We start from the raw sequence: 21,492 nt of genomic DNA, 5'->3' as shown, positions 1-21,492 counted from the left end.
CATATATTGTTATTAGTTAAGAGCAAGAAATAAATCCTATGATGATTGAATAAATAATCTTGCGATATTGAAGGAGGAAATTGATATGGAATTACGTTCCGTTGCTTATAACCCTACTTTTACACCAGGTATGCAGGGCATGCAGGGCATGCAAGGCATGGAAGGTATGCAAGGAATGCCTGGTATGGAAGGCATGCAGGGCATGCAAGGTATGCCGGGAATGCCTGGTATGCAAGGAGGTATGATGCATGGTGGTCCTTGTATGTATCCGCCTGGCGGGTTCGTTAATCTAGATGTTGACATGGATCCTGGTTTTGTTTCGCTTGATCTTGAAGGCCCAAGGCCTTGTTCACCATGTGGTTCACCTGTGATGCAACAACGGCATCATCATCATGAACATCATTGTCCTGTGCCAACGCCTACTCCCTCACCTGAGGTTTATGTTGTGAAAAAAGGGGACACCGTTTGGAAAATTGCTAAACGCTACGGCACGACAATGCAAGGTATTATTCTTGCAAACAATCTTCGTAACCCAGATCTTATCTATCCAGGGCAAATCCTGTTTATACCTGGAGCATCTACTGAAGAGTTTTACGGCTAATTGCAAGCATTATAATAAAAATTGCGATGTTATAAGGATCTAAACTCTGAGTGCAAACTTGGAGTTTAGATCCTTTTATAATGACGGAGAAGGTTTCTTTGATACATTCGTATAACCAACTATTAACTATTTAATCGGCGAGCATGATATCTTAGGGTGACTTGGTATCACGACCCCTTGGAGATGAATGCATACGATCGAATTGTGTTGGACATATTTGTTTTGAGGTTTCGTGTCATTCGTATGATTAAGCAGGTAAAGTGATTGATTGAATAGAATAATGGATAATTGAATGGAAGGAGAGAGGTAATGTGGATTATCAGGTTGGTATACTTGGTGGAGGACCTGGAGGATATGTATGTGCTTTAAGAGCTGCCCAATTGGGTTTATCGGTACTGTTGATTGAGGGTGACCGATTGGGTGGTACGTGTTTGAACCGTGGGTGTATCCCTACTAAGGCTTTGGTAAAGAGTGCAGATTTATGGCGTGAGATAGGACGGGCTGAGGAGTTTGGCTTATTTGTGGGTGAAAAACGGATGGATTACGGGGCTGTAGTCGCTCGAAAAGATCAAGTTGTCAATTCGCTTGTCACTGGTGTGGAGAAGTTGATGAAAGCTGCGAATATTCGTGTGGTGAAAGGTTGGGGAGAATTCAAAAAAGCGGGGCAGATTTCAGTGACGACCGAAAGTGGTGTGGAACATTTTGAAGTGGAAAATGTTATTTTGGCTACCGGATCTGTGCCTGTTCGTATCCCCATTCCAGGGTCTGATCTCCCAGGGGTTGAGACTAGTGATGAGATTCTTGAAGGGACAGATCTACCCAAATGCCTGGTTATTATCGGCGGAGGGGTTATTGGTTTAGAATTTGCTTCAATTTATGAGGCTTTTGGAGTGAAAGTAAGTGTAGTGGAAATGCTTCCAAGTCTGTTGCCTACGATTGATGAGGAAATTCCAAAGAGGTTAACTCCTTTGTTAAAACGCAGTGGAATGGATATTTTGACGAAGACGGCGGTAAAGCAGATTCGCCAAGAAGGGGAAAGCCTGGTCGTTCAGATTGAGGATGCTAAAGGAGTAAGAGACATTCCTGCCGATCGTGTCCTTTTATCTACGGGTCGCAAGCCGAGTATGAGGGGGATTGACGCAGATAGTTTAGGTTTGGAATTAGACAGAGGAGCTATTAAGGTTAACGCTCAGATGCAAACGAATCTTCCCAATGTTTATGCCATTGGTGATGTCGTCGGGGGAATCATGTTAGCCCATGTGGCTTCTGAAGAAGGAATTATTGCAGTAGAACACATCGCTGGACATTCAGTTGAAATGAGTTACAGCGCTATACCTAGTGCAATTTTCACCCATCCTGAAATTGCTGTAGTTGGCTTTACGGAGCAGGAGCTCAAAGTTTCGGGAAAGGATTACAGTGTAAGCAAGTTTCCTTTTTCCGCTAATGGTAAAGCCTTAGCCCTAGGTGAAAGTATTGGAATCGTAAAAATTCTGGCAAATGCTGAAGGAGTGGTTATAGGAGCAAGTATCATGGGACCCCAGGCAAGCACCTTAATCGCTGAATTAGTAATTGCAGTAGAAAAAGGACTTCGAGCCGAGGATATTGCGCGGACAGTCCATGCCCATCCGACATTGCCGGAAACCATTATGGAGGCGGCGCATGGAATTGACGGTAAACCATTGCATTTAGCTTAGTATTTTTGGACTTAGGCTAATAGACTATCTTTAGAAAACATATGTCTTAACAAATCCTTCTTTGGATTTTGGTTGGAGATTAATGAACTCGTTTCAACTAAAGTTGAACAACGAAACATAAACAACGAAAAAAACTCGGTGGGGAGTCTGCCCCGCCGAAGCGACTGCAGGGTCTCGCTTCCACTTGTAAAAGTGGGAGTGTTGAGATTAATTGAGTATTGATTGATCATTTTGCAGTAAATAATTGAGCCTTTTGACACACTTCAAATTTGCGGTGTGTCAAAAGGCTCTTTTAATTTTATACCCTTTAATCGATGTTTAGCTTTAGCTGAACGAGTTAACTAGGCGAAAACAGCTATATGGCCTATCTTATTAGCTGGTCAACACTGATTTAATAGGACCTTCCTCCTGTTTTTATATTTTTTATTTGAAAATGGGAATTTTGTAGCAGGATTATCATCACGAATGGAGAATAGTGGGATGAAGTGGGGTAAAGTGGGGTAGAAAACCACGTCAGTGGGGTGAACACTATGTTTATGGGGGAATACATTCATACGATTGACGGAAAAGGACGGTTAATTATACCAGTCAAATTCCGGGAGGCCTTAGGTGAACAATTTATTGTGACCAAAGGCTTAGATCACTGTTTGTTTGTTTACCCTCGTGCAGAATGGAACACCTTGGAACAGAAACTGCGTGAGTTACCGTTTACTCAACCTGATGTGCGTGCTTTTGTTCGTTTCTTTTTTTCCGGGGCAACGGAATGTGAACTGGACAAGCAGGGAAGAATTCTATTGCCAGCTAATTTGCGGGATTATGCGCAATTAGAGAAAGATCTGGTTTTGGTGGGAGTATCAAGTCGTGTCGAGATTTGGAGCCAGACACTTTGGACAGAATACAGTCAGCAAGCAGAAAGTGCTTATGCCAGTGCTGCTGAATCCCTCGTCCAGCTTGGAATATAGAAAGGAACGGATTAATTTGGAGTTTCATCATGTAACAGTGTTGTTAAAAGAGACGGTAGATTCAGTTGTTACGGACCCCGCGGGCAGATACGTTGATTGCACCCTAGGTGGTGCCGGACATAGTCAAAGGATTTTATCAAAGCTTGGACCTTCTGGGAAATTGATCTGTTTTGATCAGGACGGGCAAGCCATTCGTCATGCAGAAGAAGTTTTTGGGCAGGATGAGCGGGTTACCTTAATTAATCGAAACTTTGAGTCCTTGGAGGAAACTCTAAGAGAATTAGACTTACTTCCGGTTAATGGAATCATATTTGATTTAGGAGTCTCGTCTCCTCAATTGGATGAAGCCGAACGGGGTTTTAGTTATATGCAGGATGCCCCCTTGGATATGCGTATGGATCCTTCGGGTATTCTGAATGCACGTGAGATTGTAAATTCGTGGACTGAAGAGGAATTAGCGCAACTTATTTGGGACTATGGAGAAGAGAAATGGTCGAAACGGATTGCGCAATTTATTGTCCAAAATCGCAAGGAACGGCCGCTGGAAACTACAGGGGATTTGGTTCAGGCCATTAAAGCAGCGGTTCCGGCAGCAGTTCGACGCAGTGGACCTCATCCGGCAAAGCGAACATTCCAGGCTATTCGGATTGTAGTGAATGATGAACTAGGGGTCTTGGACAGAGTGTTGGATCAAGCACTTAGTTGTTTGGATCAGGGAGGACGAGTCGGTGTAATTACCTTTCACTCGCTTGAAGATCGCATTGTCAAGGACAGAATGAAATCATGGCTTGGACGGTGCTCGTGTCCTCCAGAATTACCGATTTGTCGGTGTGACGCAAAAATGATTGCCAAGGTGTTGACAAGAAAACCCATTCTTCCATCAGAAGAGGAAGTAGAGCAGAATCCTAGATCAAGAAGTGCAAAATTACGGGTTGCCGAAAAAATATAACGTCTAAAGCGATAGGAGGAGGAATACCCATGGTAGTGGCGCAGGAAACGGTTGAGTGGCAGGAGGCTTTGACGCAAACCCAGGCCGAGAGAAATCCTCAACCTGTGAGAAAAGGGAAAGGGTACTCTAAGATTAAAAGTATTATGGTTTTGGCATTCATTGTTGGTTTAACTGGTGCAATTGGAGCGGAAACAATTCATCTGACAGTTGTCCAAGGAGCTCAGATTCGGTCCTTAGAAAATGATATTTCCGCAATTAAAACCAGAAATGATCTGCTCCAAATGGAGGCCGACAAACTTCGTTCAGTAGGACGAATTGAGAGTGTAGCTCTAGCCATGGGTATGGAAAAGCCTACGGGGAAAGTGTATATGGCAGGTGTAGTACCTGCGACCAAAATTCAAAAGGGGGCTCCGTTGACCCAAGCCGAAACTCAAGCATCAGAGGCTACAGAGGCTAAACCCTCGACACTTAAACAATTTTCACAAAAATTTACAAGCTTTTTTGCTTCAACACAACGTTAAGAGAAAGGCGCTTTGGGTACGCGGAGACCCCAGAGAGGTGGGGGTGAGGACTTGTGAGTCCTTATGTCGTCATGCGTAAACGAATCGCTTTTCTTTTTTTGTGTGTCAGTATCTTTTTGGTCGTCTTAATTGCTCGATTGGGTTTCGTGCAACTCAGTCAAGGAGCCGATTTGCGCAAAAAAGCGGATGATTCTCATTTTCGGGGTGTTCCAGTGGCTCCCAAACGTGGAAATATCGAGGATCGTGAAGGAAATGTCCTCGCTATGAGCGTCAGCACTGAAACAGTGTATGCGGTTCCGGCGGAGGTTCGGCAGTCTGGTCGAGCCAAAGAGATGGCAGCAACTTTGTCCCCTCTGCTTGGGAAACCTGCCCAAGACATTGAAGCACGTATTACGAAACGTTCAGCCCTAGAATATGTCCAAAAACGGGTTAGCCCTGAGGTGGCGGCCCAAGTAAGGGCGTTAGCGCTTCCTGGAATAGGAACTACGGAGGATAGCCAACGATATTATCCAAATGGAACCATGGCTGCCCATATTATCGGGTATGCGGGAATTGACAATCAGGGTCTTGAAGGAATAGAGTTGACCAGGGAATCCGAGCTAAAAGGGATTCCGGGAAGTATCCTCCAAGAATTCGGGGCCAATGGAATTCCCTTGCCTCAGGCTGAACATCAGTATTTAGCGCCCAAACAGGGAAACACTGTGAGATTAACGATCGATAAGAATATCCAAGCTTTTGCGGAAAGGGAATTGCAAAAGCTTATGACGGGTCAGGGAATCAATATGAACGGACAAGTGCCTAAGAGCGCATCGATCTTGGTGATGGAGCCTAATACAGGAGAGATGCTGGCCTTAGCTTCTGCCCCGACCTTTGATCCTAATCGATATCAGGAAGCTGACCCTAGCACGAGGCGTAATATTGCTATTCAAAATGGCTATGAACCAGGATCTACCTTTAAGATAATTACTCTGGCGGCAGCTCTCGAAGAAAAGAAAATCAAGCTTGCTGAGCATTTTTTTGATAAAGGCGCTTATACCGTATTGGGGAAGAATGTACGCTGCTGGAAAGCAGGAGGGCATGGTGATCAAACCTTTATGGAAGTGGCCGAAAATTCCTGTAATCCGGGTTTTATCGAAATGGGACAACGTCTCGGAATGGACAATTTCTATAAGTATCTGCGGGATTTTGGGTTCGGTCAAAAGACTGGAATTGAAATGTCTGGGGAAGCACTGGGCATTTTGGCAAATAAGAAAAAGGCCACAGCGTTGGACTTGGCGACTATGTCCATTGGTCAGACGAATAACGTTACCCCTATCCAGCTATTAACTGCAGTTTCTGCAGTGGCCAATGGTGGGACGTTAATGAAACCTCAGCTTGTCAAAGAAATCGTTGGCCCCAGTGGAAGGGTGGTTACCCCCTTTGAAAAAGAAGAAATCAGGCGTATTATCAGTGAAGATGCTTCAAAGCTGGAACGCGAGGTTTTAGAATCTGTCGTAACCAATGGAACTGGTCGTCGTTCTTTTCTTCCGGGATACCGTGTGGCAGGAAAAACAGGGACTGCGCAAAAGGTACAGAATGGCGGGTACATTCAAGGGGAATATGTTGCCTCTTTTGTAGCGTTTGCTCCTGCTGACAAGCCGAGGTTGGCCATCCTGTGTGTAATAGATGGTGTGCCGTTTTATGGCGGTGTAGTGGCATCTCCTGTAGTCCAGACTGTTCTACTCGATTCCTTGAGATACCTGGGTGTTAAGCCGGATTCTAAGGCGCCGTTGACACCTGGCAAGCCTATGCCCGGACTTGAATTTCCGCCCATTAAGAAGGCGGCTACAGTTCCTTCTGTCTTAGGTCTGCCTTTAGCCGAGGCGGAAAGGATTTTAGCTCAAGCAGGGTTCAAGACAATGACTGAGGGCCAAGGTAAGGTAGTGCTGGATCAGATTCCTCACGGGGACTCGCAAGTAGAAGCTGAATCGAATATTCTCCTCTATCTGGGGGCAGATGCATCCAAGCCAACTCTCACTCCTTGGTGGGAAGATGAGGATGAGGATATTGAAGCCATTCGCAGTTTAACAGGACGTTTGCCGATTGAAGTCAGTCCACTGGGGCGCTAATCCCGGTCCAAGGTCTGTTGAAGGGTTAATTTGTCAATAATATTATTACGTTAATATTTTGAGTTGAGATATTATAAAGTCGAAAGGAAAGATGAGGAATGCCAACAGCGAACAAATCATTAACAGACATAATCAGCGGAATTGAGATTCAGGCATCTTTGGGGGATTGTCGAGTCATCGTCCGTGGAATGTCAATGGATTCGCGGCTTGTTCAAGCAGGTGATCTTTATGCCTGCGTACCGGGATTTCAAGTAGATGGTCATGACTTTGCGGCCAGTGCAGTCGCCTCTGGAGCTGTGGCGTTAGTTGTGGAGCGGTTTTTGCCACTCGATGTTCCTCAAGTTAAGGTTTCGAATGTGCGCCAGGTTATGGGAACGTTGGCTGCCATTGTTTATGGTCACCCTAGTGAACAACTGGAAATGGTAGGCGTGACTGGTACAAATGGCAAAACAACCATTACCTACCTTATTGAGAAAATAGGGATAAAGCAGGGTAAGAAGGTCGGCTTGATAGGAACCCTGGGATCCCGAATCAACGGTAGAGATATCCCGGGAGACAGGACAACGCCTGAAGCCATTGAGGTCCAAAAACTTTTAGGGGATATGGTTGCTGAAGGAGTAAGCTTGGCAGTGATGGAAGTGTCATCTCATGCTTTGGACCTCGGAAGAGTCGCTGGGTGTGAATTTGATACAGGAATTTTCACAAATTTGACACAAGACCATCTGGATTATCATAAAACAATGGAGGACTATCTTTCTGCAAAGGCTCTCTTATTTGCAAATTTAAAGGGAAGTAAACCGCTGAAAAAAATTAGTATATTAAATGGGGATGACCCTGCATTTGGGGAATTGAGCAGGGCATCAGCTGCCCCGGTAGTGAGTTATGGGATTAACAACGCTGTTGATTACCGGGCGGAGAATGTTGAAGTTACCCCAGAGGGGGTACAATTTCAAGTCCGCTTTAGTGAAAGTGTGCAAGATATTTGGTTTTCGACTCCAGGGTTTTTTAGTGTCTATAATGCCTTGGCTGCCTTTGCGTGGGGAGTTGAACGAGGGTATCTTCCATCTGCTGTTGCAGAAGCTCTCGGAGAAATTCCAGGTGTTCCCGGACGCTTTGAAAGTGTTCGTCAAGGGCAACCTTTTCAGGTGATAGTGGATTATGCGCATACACCCGATGGTTTAGAGAACGTTGTTCGGACGGCTCGGGATTTTACTGCGGGGAGACTTTTGACAGTCTTTGGTTGCGGAGGCGACCGAGATCGAACTAAAAGGCCGCTCATGGGGAAGGTGGCTTCACAAGGGAGTAATTTCCTCTTTGTAACATCAGATAACCCCCGTACAGAAGATCCTGATCGAATTATTGAAGAAATTATAACCGGAGTTTCAGGAGCAGATTATGTAACTTTGCGAGATCGGAGGGAAGCCATCTGGAGGGCTTGCTACCTGGCGAAACCGGGAGATACAATATTGATCGCCGGTAAAGGACACGAAACTTACCAGATCTTCGGGACTGAGGTTCACCCGTTTGATGACAGAGAAGTAGCACGTGAAGCACTAAGGGGGCTAGGCTATGCGCAATTGGACAGCTGAAACAGTTGTACGAGTCACAAAAGGGAGTTTGATTGGAAACCCGAATTTAGAGGTTCAAGGGTGCATTCTGGATAGTCGTCAAGCCCGGGGGGGAGAAATGTTTTTTGCTCTGCCGGGGGAACGAGTGGATGGGTATGATTATATTGAAGTTGCTTGGAAAAATGGGGCAGTGCTGGCAATCGCGGATGAAGCTCGTTTTAAGAAGGCGGAAACGAAGCCTAATGTTCCAGAAGGAAAGGCTCTTTTGCTTGTAAAGTCTGTCTTTATCGCACTTCAAGAACTGGCTCAGAACTGGCGTGCAGAATTAAAGGCAAAGGTGGTCGGAGTTACAGGGAGTAACGGAAAAACCACCACGAAGGATATGATCTACGCAGTCTTGTCAAAACAATTTCGAGTCTATCGCAATAAAGAAAACAATAATAATGAATTAGGTCTTCCGTTGACAATCCTTAATGCGCCGCCTGGTACAGAGATTTTAATTCTAGAGATGGGTATGCGCGGCTTGGGAGAGATTAAAAGTCTATGTGAAATTGCAAAACCGGATATCGGGGTAATTACCAATATTGGCACAACTCATTTAGAATTGCTGCTTACCCAGGAACGAATTGCCCAAGCCAAGTGGGAGCTTGTTGAAGCTCTGCCCAATGATGGAATAGCCATAATTAACGCTGAGGATATGTTCTCAGTGCAGAAGGCCAAAGAGGATTCCCATTCAATTTGTTTTTATGGTCTTGAAGGTGCTTTTGTAAAGCCAAACATTAAAGGAATTCAGCTTCGGCCTTGGGGAGAATTGGGGACGACCTTCGATGTGAACTATAAAGATCAGAAAATGTCGGCCAATCTGCCGTTGCCGGGTACTCACAACGTATTGGATGCTTTGGCGGCTTTGGCAGTCGGTACTGTTCTTGGAGTTTCGCTGGATAAGGGATGTATGGGACTGAGTGAGTTGGAATTATCTAAAATGAGGTTGGAAGTCCGACAGGGGGTACTGGGAAGCGTCCTTATTAATGATGTTTACAACGCGAATCCAGTTTCCATGCAGGCCTCTCTGGAAGTACTCAAAGAGCGGGCAGGCGGGAACAAGACCTTAGCAATTTTGGGAGATATGTATGAACTCGGCATCTCTGCAGAGTCGGGCCATCGAGAAGTGGGGCGAACCCTCGCAAGTTTAGGAGTAAGCGGGCTAATAACCGTGGGGAATTTGGCGGCAGAGATTGCACAAGGGGCTCAGAAGGCTGGATATGGTAAGGATCGGATTAAAGTAACAGGATCACATAAAGAAGCGGTCGAGAAAGCACTGGATCTGCTCGCGTCGTGGGGTACGGGGACCTGGGTTCTTATTAAAGGTTCACGAGGAATGCGAATGGAAGAGATCACTGCAAAACTTGAAAGATAGAGTAAAGGATGGAATAGCACATGTCTGAACGTTTGGTCTTGGCGGCAGGATTAGCCCTGATTATTACGTTGGTCCTAAGCCCTTTTTTGATACCGGTCTTAAGGATTCTTAAGTTCGGTCAAAATGTACGCGATGATGGCCCTAAGAGACACCTGAAAAAGGCCGGAACTCCCACAATGGGCGGCATAATTTTTCTTGTTGGCATTATTGTCAGTGCATTGCTTACTGCAGAACAACCCACATCGCTCGAAATGGTGACCTTAGTCGGAATTACACTCGGATTTGGCTTAATCGGATTTGTTGACGATTTTATTAAAGTTGTGATGCATCGTTCTTTAGGCCTTCGGGCCTACCAAAAACTTATAGGGCAGTTTAGCTTGGCTTTCATTCTGATGTGGGTTTCTGTTCATTGGTTAGGACGGGGAACGGATGTGGCAATTCCATTCACATCCTTTCATTTAGAATTGGGCTGGTTTTATTACGTCTTTGTTTCATTAGTCATCGTGTTAATGACCAATGCCGTTAATCTCACGGATGGCTTGGACGGTTTAGCAGCAGGGAGCACTATGTTTGCCGGAGTTGCCTATGTCTTGATTGCTCTTTTGGCGGCCATCCATGGGGTTGCAGTTCTGGCGCATGAGACAGATATGGCAGTTTTTGCGGCTGCCTTAGTGGGTGGAACTCTAGGCTTTTTGCGCTTTAATACGTACCCTGCTCGCATATTTATGGGAGATACAGGATCTTTGGCGTTAGGGGGAGCTTTAGCCAGTTTGGCGGTACTAACAAAGAGTGAACTTGTTTTTATAGTAATCGGTGGACTATTCGCAGCAGAGGCCCTCTCTGTGATTATTCAGGTTATTTCGTTCCAAACGACAGGGAAGCGGATTTTTCGCATGAGCCCGCTTCATCATCACTTTGAGCTCGTAGGTTGGAGTGAATGGAAAGTAGTCATTGTCTTTTGGTCTGTAGCGTTGATTTGTGCTATTATGGGAATAATTGGATATATACCTACGCTGGGTTAGAGAGGGAATTTCCTCAACCATCTTTGGTTGAGTCATTGCGGGGCTTGGGGTCGACAGGGGGGAGGGGAATGGATGTTTAGGGGTTGTTGCGTCTTGGAGACGCAAAGGCGATGCATGAGGAGTCATATACAAGTTTTGGGACGGTTCTCTTGCTTCCTTCCTACCATGTGAGCATGGTAGGAAGGAAGCAAGTTTAGGGGAAAAAATTATGGAACTAAGAACCGTCCCCAGGCCGGACTGACCAGAACTAAGGGGACATTGCAAAGTCAACACATTAGTCGAGCTCACGGTAAAGCGAGTGCTGATGCTGAAGGAATTATTACGCCGAGATTCACATCTTGCGCAACCCGGAGGTTGGCGTAATAGCTTCGGCATTCAACGAGCGAGTGAACGGAACTTGTGTGAGCGTGCAATGGCCCCTTACTTTCAAAGGACCAAAGGAGGAACTTTTGTGGATAGAGAGAAAATGCTGTCTTTTATATTAGATTCATACCCATATCCTATTATATTTGTCGATTGTGACCATGTTATTAGATACCTTAACAAAAGGGCAGAATATCATTATTATCAAGAGCGTGGTTATCGTGATTTAATTGGAAAATCAATTTTCGATTGTCATCAGAATCCCAAATCAGTGGAAATGATTAAATCTGTAGTTGAGCAACTTAAGAATCACGCTAATGAAGTCTTTCTAAAGGTTAGTCCGAGAAATGAAAGGATTTATATTGTGCCGGTTAGGGACGAGAATGGAGATTTGATTGGATATTTCGAAAGATTCGAAATGAATTTGCAAAAGTAATTAAAGATAAATGGGGATATACTGGTTTGGAAATGGAGGATAAATTGACGTGGAATGGTTAGATAAACGTGTTCTGGTGATTGGTGGAGGTCTAAGCGGCCAGGCAGCAGTTCGGAAGCTTCAGGGTTTGGGGGCAGAGGTTTTTCTGACAGACAGTCAATCGCTCGAGAAGCTTTCTGGTGTAGAGGAGACAGGGCTTGATGCTAAGCATTTGTTTTTAGGTCAGGTGCCTGAATTAGCTGAGATTAATCCTGAATTGATAATTTTGTCTCCGGGGGTGTCTCCCAAGCTGTCCTTGGTCCAGGAGGGAATTTCTCATAATGTCACAATATGGAGCGAAGTAGAGTTGGCTATGCATGATTGTCCTGCGCTTTGTGTTGGGGTAACCGGTACAAATGGCAAAACAACAACCACAACTTTAATTGGTGAACTGGCCAAGCTGACGGGCAGACCTGCAATTGTCGCGGGTAATATTGGTGTGGCTTTGAGCGGCCAAGTGAAGGGCTTGGAAGATAACAGCATAGTTGTTGCTGAACTATCCAGTTTTCAATTGGAATTTGTCGATAAACTCCATGTTCATATTGGAGTTTTGCTCAACCTTACACCGGATCATTTGGATCGGCATGGCACTTTAAAAAAATACCTCGAGGCCAAAGCCCAAATTTTTAAGAACCAAGGTCCAACAGATTTAGCAATCTTAAATTGGGATGACCCTTTAGTACGTAACCTGGGATCTGAATTGAGAAGCCGAGTCATATATTTCAGTCCGACCACCTTTTTGCAGGATGGGATAAGTCTTTGGCACGACGAGATTGTCTATGCTGAAAAGGAGAAGAGGACGATGATTCCGATTATTTCACGGAAGAATCTTCAACTGCGAGGGTCTCATAATCTGGAAAATGTTATGGCTGCGGCTGCAGCGGCGCGGGCATTTGGTCTTTCTTGGACTGAGATTACTGAAGGGCTTGCTCAGTTCAAAGGAGTAGAACATCGACAGGAAATTGTGGGTTCTTTCGAAGGGATCCTCTTTGTGAATGATTCCAAAGGAACTAATACAGATGCTGCTACCAAAGCTTTGTTAGCTTTTGATGAGCCCTTGGTTCTAATTGCCGGGGGAAAAAACAAGGGACTTGATTTTCACGAATTCATGAAAGTTGTTCAGAGGAAGGTGAAAAGCCTGATCTTACTGGGACAAGCGGCGGACGAGATGGAGCAAGCGGCAAAAGACGAAGGGGTTCAGAAGATTATTAAGGTTACCAGTTTCGAGGAAGGGGTAGTGAAAGCGATCTCTGAAGCGATAGCTGGCGATGTAGTTTTATTATCCCCTGCTTGTACAAGTTGGGATATGTTTAAGAATTATGAGCAAAGAGGGGAATTGTTTAAGGAGTTAGTGCGTAGGCATTATAGGGAACCCATTCAATAATAAAAGGGGGATCTATATATGCGAAAGTACCATCGACCAGATTTGGTCTTGCTTGGAGCGATTTTGGCTCTGTTAGGGATAGGTTTTGTTATGGTTTACAGCTCGAGTGCTGTAAGGGGGTACATACAGTACGATGATCCCTATCACTATCTTAAGATGGAGATACTCTGGGTTACGATGGGACTTGTGGCTATGTTTATCAGTACGGTGGTAGATTTGCGATGGGTGCGGAAATTTGCGAAACCCGCCCTAATTTTAGCAATTGTTTTATTGATTGCGGTTAAAATCCCAGGGATTGGGCGCAGAGTCAATGGCGCAGATCGTTGGATCGGGCTTGGGCCGTTGTCGATTCAACCCTCGGAAGTGATTAAACTCTCGATGGTGTTGATGATGTCCCATTTATTAGCTCTTCATCCGCACAAGATTGAATCGTTTCGTAAAGGGGTTCTGCCAATTCTTGGCTTGATGGGAGTGATAGCAGGGCTGATTATGCTCCAACCCGATCTGGGTACGACCTTAGTGATAGCGGCGACAACATTTTTTATGTTAATTGCTGCTGGAGCAAGGGCGGGGCATATTCTAGCCTTAGCTGGAACCGGTTTAGGATTGGTGGTAGCCGCAATTGCAGCTGCTCCCTACCGAATGCGGCGTATTTTTGCCTTTTTGGACCCTTGGGCTGATCCTTTAGGAAATGGATATCAGACGATACAAGCGCTTTTGGCGTTGGGCCCAGGAGGATTATTTGGATTAGGCTTAGGGCAGAGCCGCCAGAAGTTTCTTTATTTGCCGGAAAATCATACAGACTTTATCTTCGCGATGATTGGGGAGGAACTTGGTTTTGTCGGTGCTTCTTTGGTGGTCTTAGTCTTCTTCCTCTTCGCTTGGCGCGGATTTCGAGTGGCAATGAGGGCCCCAGACCCATTTACGGGTTTTCTGGCAGTTGGAATAACCGCCATGGTGTCTATTCAGGCAATGATTAACATGGGCGTTGTCAGCGGGGTATTGCCAGTTACGGGGATAACCCTGCCGTTCATAAGCTATGGGGGCACATCCCTTGTATTTACAATGTTAGGTGTTGGAGTGTTGCTGAATATTTCAAGGGAAGTAAGGTGACTCGAAGCTCTGTATTCGAAGCACGAGGTTCGAGCGGATGCGCGTTTCTGAGCCTTGATAGCGGAAGTCCCAGAAGTGGAGAAAGGGGTACATGTGGTGCGTGTTATTTTAACCGGTGGTGGGACAGGTGGACATATCTATCCGGCTTTAGCCATCGCCAAAGGGTTGCTGGCTCGTGATGCCAATACTCAAATTCTCTATGTAGGAATCCAGGATGGTATGGAAGCACGTCTGGTGCCGGAGGCAGGGATAGCCTTTAAAGGAATTTCCGGTAAAGGGCTTCCACGCAGGTTAAGCCTGGATACGATAAAAGTTATCGGCAAAAGTTTTAAGGCTCTTTGGGAAACAAAAAATATTTTGCGCGAATTTCATCCGGATCTGGTGGTTGGGACGGGTGGATATGTATCTGGGCCCGTGGTCTTGACCGCTTCCCTGTTTAATGTTCCAACGATGCTTCACGAGCAGAATGCATTGCCGGGCATTACAAATCGAATTTTAGCACGCGTCGTGCGGAGGGTGATGGTGACATTTCCCGAGAGTATCGCGCATTTTGGAGTTAAGAATAAGTTGGAATTGGTGGGGCTTCCGGTTCGACAGGAAATTGGACAAATTTCACGTGAAGCAGGGGCAAAGCGCTTTGGGTTGCGGCCTGATCAGTTGACCTTGCTTGTAACAGGCGGAAGCAGGGGAGCCCGCACGTTAAATCAAGCCATGATTGCGGTCTTGGAGTATCTGGCAAAACGCTCGGATATTCAAGTGATTTGGGCAACTGGAACTGTGACGTATGCAGAAACTATTGAGGAATTTGGGAGAAAGGGTATTTCTTGGGAATGTCCTCAATGGCGCGTTTTAGAGTATTTAAAAGATATGCCTGAAGCTTTGGCCTGCGCGGATTTATATGTCGGCAGGGCGGGGGCAGCCTCTCTGGCAGAGTTAATGGTTGCTGGCATACCCAGTGTTTTAATCCCTTATCCTTTTGCAGCCGAGAATCATCAAGAACATAATGCCCAGGCCTTAGTTCAAGCTGGAGCAGCTCAAATTATTTTGGACTCAGAGTGTGATGGGGAACGACTGTGGAAAGAGGTTGACAGGCTTATTTCCCAACCTGCGCTTTTGGCCCAAATGGGGGTTGCTGCCAAAGCCTTAGCCCAGCCAAAGGCTTTAGATAAAATTGTAGACCTTTGCCTAGCCAACGCATGGCATTGGTAGAGGCACGAGGTTCGATGCACGATACACGAGTTATTGAGTGCAAGTTGAGAGCAAGTTAAATACAAGTTGAGGACGGTTCTCAGCTCGCGCTTGACTTGCTATCAACTTGCACTCGGTAATTGGTCAGGCGAGTAGCCAGATGCCTTAAAGGGCAAAATTTTGACAGGGCGTCGATGTGGAGTAGAGATTTATTCCATCCAAGAGACGAGGAATCAGTCGGTATTTTCGGTTCAAACCACGAATATCGAATATCGAACATCGAATACGCTCACACCTTTTTACTCCGATGCATAGCATATGGCAGTGAACAAAGGAAAGGAGTGAGCATGGTGTGGCCAAGGCGAAAAATACAACTGGTTGCTTCTTCTGCGGCTCCAGGAATTGGTGGAGTTCGGGCCGTACTGAAGGGGATACAGCTTGATTTTTCCGAGGTTGAACCGACTAAGGAGGATTTAAGCCAAGAATTCGCGGGGGATTGGATCGAATTGCCTTTTGAGCTTAATCCTAATTCTGGGCCCGATAAATTTAGCCCTGTAACGGAATTAGTATACTGGCCTGAGAAGCATGAACATGATTACTGGCGAGAAAAGGCACTTGCACAAGGGATAGAACAGCAATCTGTTCAATCGTTAATACATAGTCTTTTTGAGGATGAACTAATTATATGGGTTTCAGAACCAACAGTTCTTATAGAAGAACGCCCTTTGTTAGCGCATATCTTAAATGAGGCTGGTTTCGAACCAACTGTTCTCTGGCAAACTGTTGATGGAAGATGGCAATGCAAGCGTAAGCAGGGACTTCATTGGCTATTACCGGAGTCTTGGTTAGAAGGTCTTATGGAGAAAAGCTCATTGGGAAGAGAGACTGCATGGGATGAAGGAAAAGAAAAAGCTTCATGGGTAGTTCGTGAAAATCGGATTGACTTTTATCGTTCGCAAGATGGTCAGAAATTTGCAGGACATTTGCCACGGTGGCCTAAATTGTCGGAAGAACAAACAGCTGCTCAAAACATAGCAATGTGTATAGATTTAGGAGTTTCTTGGTTTGATATTAGCTTGGCCCTTAGCTCTATTTGGAAGAACATAAGAATGGCAGATAACTTGAGGTGGAATATTAATGATTTTGAATGGAATGCAGGGGCGTGTGGAGAGGAATTATCCGCTACATCTATTGAGCACATGGAGGATTGGTGGGCCCGCTGAGACTGTGTATTGGCCTGAAAGCGTGGAAGACTTATCAAATGTATGGATGCGCGCCCAAGAGGCAGAAATCCCGGTTCGGTTAATCGGACGAGGATCGAATGTTCTCTTTCCGGATGAAGGGCTCCCAGGGATAACCTTAGTGACTACGTCACTTCGTGGAATTGAATGGGGTGATTACACGGTCAGGGTTGAGGCGGGGTACACATTGGCTCGTTTAGCACAAGAAGCTGGACAACGAGGGTGGAGTGGCTTGGAGTTTGCCCGAGGTATACCCGGGTCTATTGGCGGTGCCATCATGATGAATGCTGGTGCTCATGGCGACGATATGGCTTCTTGCGTACTAAGTGTTTCCACCCTTTGGGCGGATGGCACTATTAAGAAACTAGAGCGAGATGAATTCGAGTTTGATTACAGGTTCTGTTCTTTACGCAGCCATGCGTGGATCTTGGAAACTCAGCTTAAATTTAGACCTGGAGAGCGCGAAGAGATTTTGCGCAGCATGAAAGAGAACTTAACAAAACGAACGGCTAATCAACCACTTGAGGAGCCAAATGCAGGAAGTGTTTTTCGTAATCCGCCGGGTGATTCTGCTGGGCGTTTAATTGAAGCGGCTGGTTGGAAAGGAAAAAGTATTGGCGGTGCAAAAGTTTCAGAGAAACATGCAAATTTCATAGTGAACACCGCTCAGGCTAAATCTAAGGATGTATTAGCCCTGATAGAATCCATCAAGTTGGATGTTCAGTTGAAATATGGCATTACGTTACAAACGGAAGTAGAAAGTATCTTGACGGGCAATCGTGGAGTCACAAAGAAAGAAGAATGACACACGAAAAGGGGGAGCGGATTATGGCGATGGATCGCTATGTTATAACAGGAAAACAGAGGTTAGAAGGAAGTATCCGAGTAAGCGGGGCGAAGAACTCTTCCCTTCCCTTACTGGCCGCAACATTACTGGCAGAAGGAACTTCCAGTTTGTTGGGAATTCCTGTATTAGCTGATATTAAGCATATGATTGAAGTGCTTGAAAGCCTGGGTTGCAGGGCTGAGCGCCAAAATGATGCAATGCTTATCAATGCTGGAGGGTTAGAGTCCTGTGAAGTTGATGAAGCACTAATGCGGCAAATGCGTGCTTCTAACCTTATCTTGGGTCCTTTGTTAGCTCGATATGGACGGGTAAAAATCTCCAGACCCGGTGGATGTGCTATTGGTTCCCGTCCGATGGATCAACATATAAAAGGCCTGCAACTTCTTGGAGTAAGAGTTAAAGAAAAACATGGGTATATTGAAGCATGGGCGGATCATCTTCAAGGAGCTGACGTTTACTTAGATGTTCCCAGTGTTGGAGCCACAGAGAACATTATGATGGCCGCAGTTTTAGCCAAAGGGACTACAGTCATCCGAAATGCTGCACGTGAGCCGGAAATAGTGGATTTGCAAAACTTCTTGAATAAAATGGGAGCAAAAGTGCGCGGAGCAGGAATGGATGTTTTGAGGATTGACGGAGTAGGTGCGCTCCATCCCGCTGAACATACAGTCATACCAGATCGAATCGAAGCAGGGACCCATATGATAGCGGCGGTCATGACTAAAGGAGACGTAGTCATAGAAAATGTTATCCCAGAACATTTAGAACCTGTAATTGCAAAGTTGCGGCAGGCTGGGGCATCTGTTACACTTTTAGATGATTCCATTCGCGTCAAGCAACAGGGAGGAATTCGAGGTGTGGACCTTAAAACATTGCCTTATCCGGGATTTCCCACGGATATGCAACCACAGTTTATGGCCATGCTCTCCAGTGCGGAGGGAACGAGTATTATAACAGAAACAATCTTTGAAAATCGCTTTCAACATGTCGATGAGCTGCGTCGTATGGGGGCTCAAATTACTGTTGAAGGGAGAACAGCCATTATTCGTGGAGTTAAATCGCTTGAAGGGGCTTTTGTCGAGGCGACGGATCTTCGGGCAGGAGCAGCGCTCTTCTTGGCAGCCTTAGCCGCAGAAGAAGCAACTGTTCTCGAAAAGGTGGATTATATTGACCGTGGTTACGAAAAATTAGAAGAGAAATACTGTAATTTGGGGGCAAAGTTGCTACGTGTCTCTAAAAAAGGTAGAAGTGAGACGCCTTTTGGATCTATAATTTAAAAGATAATTTAAATTTTGCTAAGAAAATATTCAAAAAGACATAGCAGAATAGGATTGTATTCGTTATACTTGGAACAAGGAGGAAAATGCCAATATGGAACCCAAGAAAATGAATACGTCCTTTCTCTATGTTACGGTCTTGACGATTCTCCTTTCCCTGGGTTTGGCGCTCTTTTTGCGCTCTAATGCTTTTGCTGTTCAACGAGTTAGTGTGCAAGGGCTAAATCTGATCACAGAGAATGAAATTCTAAAATTATCTGACGGGATTCAGGGGCAAAACCTATTACTCTTTGATCGAAAGGCCCTCGAATATAAAATTTCCTTACATCCACTCGTAAAAAGTGTCCAATTTCAGAGAAAGTTACCTCAGACCCTTGTTATACAAGTGACAGAACGAACCCCAGCTGCCTTAGTCGTAGTCCCTAGGGGAGTCTTAGAGGTGGATTCTGAAGGGACTTTTTTACGCCGTTTAGAGAGTTGGCCTAAAAGTGATTATCCGGTGATTAGTGGAATCGAGCTTTCGGATACAGTTGGACCAGGGCAAAATCTAGCCAATCCTCTTCTTAACGCAGCCTTGCGCTTGCTTGGACAAGCTCCGCCAGAATTAGTTATTCAGATTGGGGAGTTAAACGTCAATGCTATCGAACAAATAACGTTGTTTCTGACTAGTGGTGTGGAAGTCCGACTAGGACAAGCCAATGACTGGGCAGATAAATTACAGGCCCTTTATCAGCTTATAAGCGATAATGGATATACTTCAATTCAACAAGGGGTGCGCTATATCGATTTTACGGCGGCAAAACCAGTAATCGGCCGCTAAGTCAGGAGGATCTTTGGAAATGTGGTTACCGTTATTAGGCCTAGTTTTAGGATTGGCAATTGGGTATGTAAGCCCGTTTTCAGTCCCAATTGAATATGCCAAATACCTATCTGTTGGAATCCTCGCAGCATTAGACTCCGTTTTAGGAGGGATACGCTCCGCTCAAGAGGATCATTTCGACAGCACAGTATTCTTGACCGGTTTCTTTAGTAATATGCTTCTTGCAGCTCTATTGGCGTACGTCGGAGATCGCATGGGTGTTGATCTTTACTTAGCAGCGGTGGTCGCATTTGGGGTGAGAATATTCCAAAATTTAGGAAGCATACGACGTCATCTAATTAAAAAATAAAGGCAATTTACTGTTTTATATTGATTGCTGTTCTTCTTGAAGAAGATGCCAACAAACTTCAGAGAAATTTTTATCTTAAAAAAAAGGGTTACGGCATATGGATATAGAATTTGTTAATGTTGTGTGTATTAAAAGGAGCAGTTTTTACAATGTTTATGAGCGTGTTTAACGCACATGTTTTTCATCAGTAGAAGTTGGGTTTTTTAGCAGTAACGAGGGTGGACTTTACACATGGGGCGTTGGGACGGCACAGATGAATATTAAGATAACCTGTATTGTTAAAGATATTGCAGGTAAGAATGAGCGAGGGGGTTAAAGCCTAAATGCTGGAATTTGATACAGACTTAAACCAATTTGCAGAAATTAAGGTTATTGGTGTTGGCGGTGGTGGAAACAACGCGGTTAACCGTATGATTACCGCTGGCTTACAAGGGGTAGATTTCGTTACAGTAAACACTGACTCGCAGGCTTTACAACTCTCCCGTGCAGGGGAAAAAGTCCAAATAGGGATAAAATTGACCAAGGGGCTTGGGGCTGGAGCGAACCCGGAAATTGGTGCTAAAGCAGCAGAAGAAAGCCGAGAAGAACTGGCTAAAGTCTTAAAGGGAGCAGATATGGTCTTCGTCACTGCAGGAATGGGAGGAGGTACTGGTACTGGGGCAGCGCCTATTGTTGCAGAAGTTGCCAAGGAAATGGGAGCTCTGACGGTAGGGGTAGTCACTCGTCCATTCACCTTTGAAGGGCGTAAACGTGCTATGCAGGCGGAAAAAGGGATCGCCGAACTTAAGAGTAAAGTGGATACGCTTATTACAATCCCAAATGATCGTTTGTTGCAAGTGGTGGACAAGCATACTACAATCCATGAGGCTTTTCGTATTGCAGATGATGTTTTGAGACAAGGGGTTCAAGGTATCTCAGATCTAATTGCTGTTCCAGGTTTAATAAACTTAGATTTCGCTGACGTGAAGACTATTATGTCCAATACGGGTTCAGCCTTAATGGGGATTGGTCAGGCAACGGGAGAAAATCGTGCAGCTGATGCGGCCAGAAAAGCAATTTCCAGCCCTCTGCTGGAAACTTCGATTGAAGGTGCCAAAGGTGTACTGCTCAACATAACGGGAGGAACAAATTTAACTCTCTTTGAGGTGAACGAAGCGGCAGGTATTATTGCGGAAGCGGCTGATCCGGAGGCGAATATCATTTTTGGAGCGGTTATCGACGAGGACCTTAAGGAGGAACTCAGAGTTACAGTTATCGCTACTGGATTTGATCAGCAGTGGGCTGGTTTTGGTTCGGCACCCGGAAAGGTTCAGGAGAATATCATCAAGACGGTATCAAAAGAAGGGGATGTTGACATCCCGGAGTTTCTTAGACGCAGACGTTAATTTAATTTATATGCAAAAACGAGATGCAATTTTGTAGGAGCGTTACATTGTATTTAAAGACGCGAATCATGATTGCGCCTCGTTTTTCGCTTTATTCACAGAGGATATGTTTTTTATTGGCAGACTGGAGCCGACTTCAATAATAGACGGGAAAATCATGGAAGTACTCAATAAGATCCTTGAAAATCAATATTTAAGGTTAAATAAA

Annotated in this window: 19 protein-coding genes; all 19 read left to right on the top strand. The window is 45.2% G+C overall.

Translation table 11 applies throughout. The features are described 5' to 3' along the window. Window positions 1–85 precede the first annotated feature (85 nt). Window positions 86–601 (top strand): LysM peptidoglycan-binding domain-containing protein, encoded by a 516-nt coding sequence (locus M8E35_RS07770; RefSeq protein WP_252468278.1) that lies wholly within the window; start codon window positions 86–88, stop codon window positions 599–601. A 311-nt stretch (window positions 602–912) separates the two neighbouring features. After that, window positions 913–2,295 carry a dihydrolipoyl dehydrogenase gene (lpdA, locus tag M8E35_RS07765; protein WP_252468276.1) on the top strand — a complete coding sequence of 461 codons (1,383 nt, stop codon included), beginning with the start codon at window positions 913–915 and terminating at the stop codon, window positions 2,293–2,295. Window positions 2,296–2,825: 530 nt separating this feature from the next. Then, a complete protein-coding gene (gene mraZ / locus M8E35_RS07760) occupies window positions 2,826–3,257 on the top strand; it encodes a division/cell wall cluster transcriptional repressor MraZ (protein ID WP_200797878.1) in 432 nt (143 codons plus the stop codon). Window positions 3,258–3,273: 16 nt separating this feature from the next. Beyond that, window positions 3,274–4,206 carry a 16S rRNA (cytosine(1402)-N(4))-methyltransferase RsmH gene (gene rsmH / locus M8E35_RS07755; RefSeq protein WP_252468419.1) on the top strand — a complete coding sequence of 311 codons (933 nt, stop codon included), beginning with the start codon at window positions 3,274–3,276 and terminating at the stop codon, window positions 4,204–4,206. Window positions 4,207–4,235: 29 nt separating this feature from the next. After that, entirely contained in the window at window positions 4,236–4,727 is a 492-nt protein-coding gene (locus M8E35_RS07750) for a septum formation initiator (protein WP_252468275.1), read from the top strand. Between the two features lie 53 nt (window positions 4,728–4,780). Next, complete coding sequence (locus tag M8E35_RS07745; RefSeq protein WP_252468274.1) at window positions 4,781–6,835, top strand: penicillin-binding transpeptidase domain-containing protein; 2,055 nt, start codon at window positions 4,781–4,783, stop codon at window positions 6,833–6,835. 98 nt (window positions 6,836–6,933) lie between these two features. Beyond that, window positions 6,934–8,424, top strand: coding sequence for a UDP-N-acetylmuramoyl-L-alanyl-D-glutamate--2,6-diaminopimelate ligase (locus M8E35_RS07740; RefSeq protein ID WP_252468273.1), 1,491 nt, complete (start codon window positions 6,934–6,936; stop codon window positions 8,422–8,424). After that, entirely contained in the window at window positions 8,405–9,820 is a 1,416-nt protein-coding gene (locus M8E35_RS07735; RefSeq protein WP_252468272.1) for a UDP-N-acetylmuramoyl-tripeptide--D-alanyl-D-alanine ligase, read from the top strand. The genes M8E35_RS07740 and M8E35_RS07735 overlap by 20 nt, the downstream gene beginning before the upstream one ends. Window positions 9,821–9,840: 20 nt before the next feature. Next, a complete protein-coding gene (gene mraY, locus M8E35_RS07730; protein ID WP_252468271.1) occupies window positions 9,841–10,842 on the top strand; it encodes a phospho-N-acetylmuramoyl-pentapeptide-transferase in 1,002 nt (333 codons plus the stop codon). Between the two features lie 451 nt (window positions 10,843–11,293). Next, window positions 11,294–11,641 (top strand): PAS domain-containing protein, encoded by a 348-nt coding sequence (locus M8E35_RS07725; RefSeq protein WP_252468270.1) that lies wholly within the window; start codon window positions 11,294–11,296, stop codon window positions 11,639–11,641. Between the two features lie 49 nt (window positions 11,642–11,690). After that, a complete protein-coding gene (murD, locus tag M8E35_RS07720; protein WP_252468269.1) occupies window positions 11,691–13,064 on the top strand; it encodes a UDP-N-acetylmuramoyl-L-alanine--D-glutamate ligase in 1,374 nt (457 codons plus the stop codon). Window positions 13,065–13,082: 18 nt separating this feature from the next. Further along, window positions 13,083–14,177: a stage V sporulation protein E gene (gene spoVE, locus M8E35_RS07715; RefSeq protein ID WP_252468268.1), complete on the top strand. Its 1,095-nt coding sequence runs from the start codon at window positions 13,083–13,085 to the stop codon at window positions 14,175–14,177. A gap of 96 nt (window positions 14,178–14,273) precedes the next feature. After that, window positions 14,274–15,386 carry an undecaprenyldiphospho-muramoylpentapeptide beta-N-acetylglucosaminyltransferase gene (murG, locus tag M8E35_RS07710; protein ID WP_252468267.1) on the top strand — a complete coding sequence of 371 codons (1,113 nt, stop codon included), beginning with the start codon at window positions 14,274–14,276 and terminating at the stop codon, window positions 15,384–15,386. Between the two features lie 326 nt (window positions 15,387–15,712). Continuing rightward, window positions 15,713–16,588, top strand: a complete 876-nt coding sequence (locus tag M8E35_RS07705) for a hypothetical protein (protein WP_252468265.1) — start codon at window positions 15,713–15,715, stop codon at window positions 16,586–16,588. Then, a complete protein-coding gene (gene murB / locus M8E35_RS07700) occupies window positions 16,503–17,411 on the top strand; it encodes a UDP-N-acetylmuramate dehydrogenase (protein WP_252468264.1) in 909 nt (302 codons plus the stop codon). The genes M8E35_RS07705 and murB overlap by 86 nt, the downstream gene beginning before the upstream one ends. Window positions 17,412–17,434: 23 nt before the next feature. Next, on the top strand, window positions 17,435–18,730 hold the full coding sequence (gene murA, locus M8E35_RS07695; RefSeq protein WP_252468263.1) for a UDP-N-acetylglucosamine 1-carboxyvinyltransferase: 1,296 nt from the start codon (window positions 17,435–17,437) through the stop codon (window positions 18,728–18,730). Window positions 18,731–18,824: 94 nt separating this feature from the next. Further along, window positions 18,825–19,550 carry a cell division protein FtsQ/DivIB gene (locus M8E35_RS07690; protein WP_252468262.1) on the top strand — a complete coding sequence of 242 codons (726 nt, stop codon included), beginning with the start codon at window positions 18,825–18,827 and terminating at the stop codon, window positions 19,548–19,550. 19 nt (window positions 19,551–19,569) lie between these two features. After that, window positions 19,570–19,899: a small basic family protein gene (locus M8E35_RS07685; protein ID WP_252468261.1), complete on the top strand. Its 330-nt coding sequence runs from the start codon at window positions 19,570–19,572 to the stop codon at window positions 19,897–19,899. A 323-nt stretch (window positions 19,900–20,222) separates the two neighbouring features. Further along, window positions 20,223–21,284 carry a cell division protein FtsZ gene (gene ftsZ / locus M8E35_RS07680; protein WP_073028332.1) on the top strand — a complete coding sequence of 354 codons (1,062 nt, stop codon included), beginning with the start codon at window positions 20,223–20,225 and terminating at the stop codon, window positions 21,282–21,284. Window positions 21,285–21,492: the final 208 nt, after the last annotated feature.

The sequence above is a fragment of the Desulfosporosinus nitroreducens genome (assembly GCF_023897015.1).
In the GTDB taxonomy this organism is placed as follows: domain Bacteria; phylum Bacillota; class Desulfitobacteriia; order Desulfitobacteriales; family Desulfitobacteriaceae; genus Desulfosporosinus; species Desulfosporosinus nitroreducens.
This window is presented reverse-complemented; position numbering and strand designations above follow the sequence as displayed.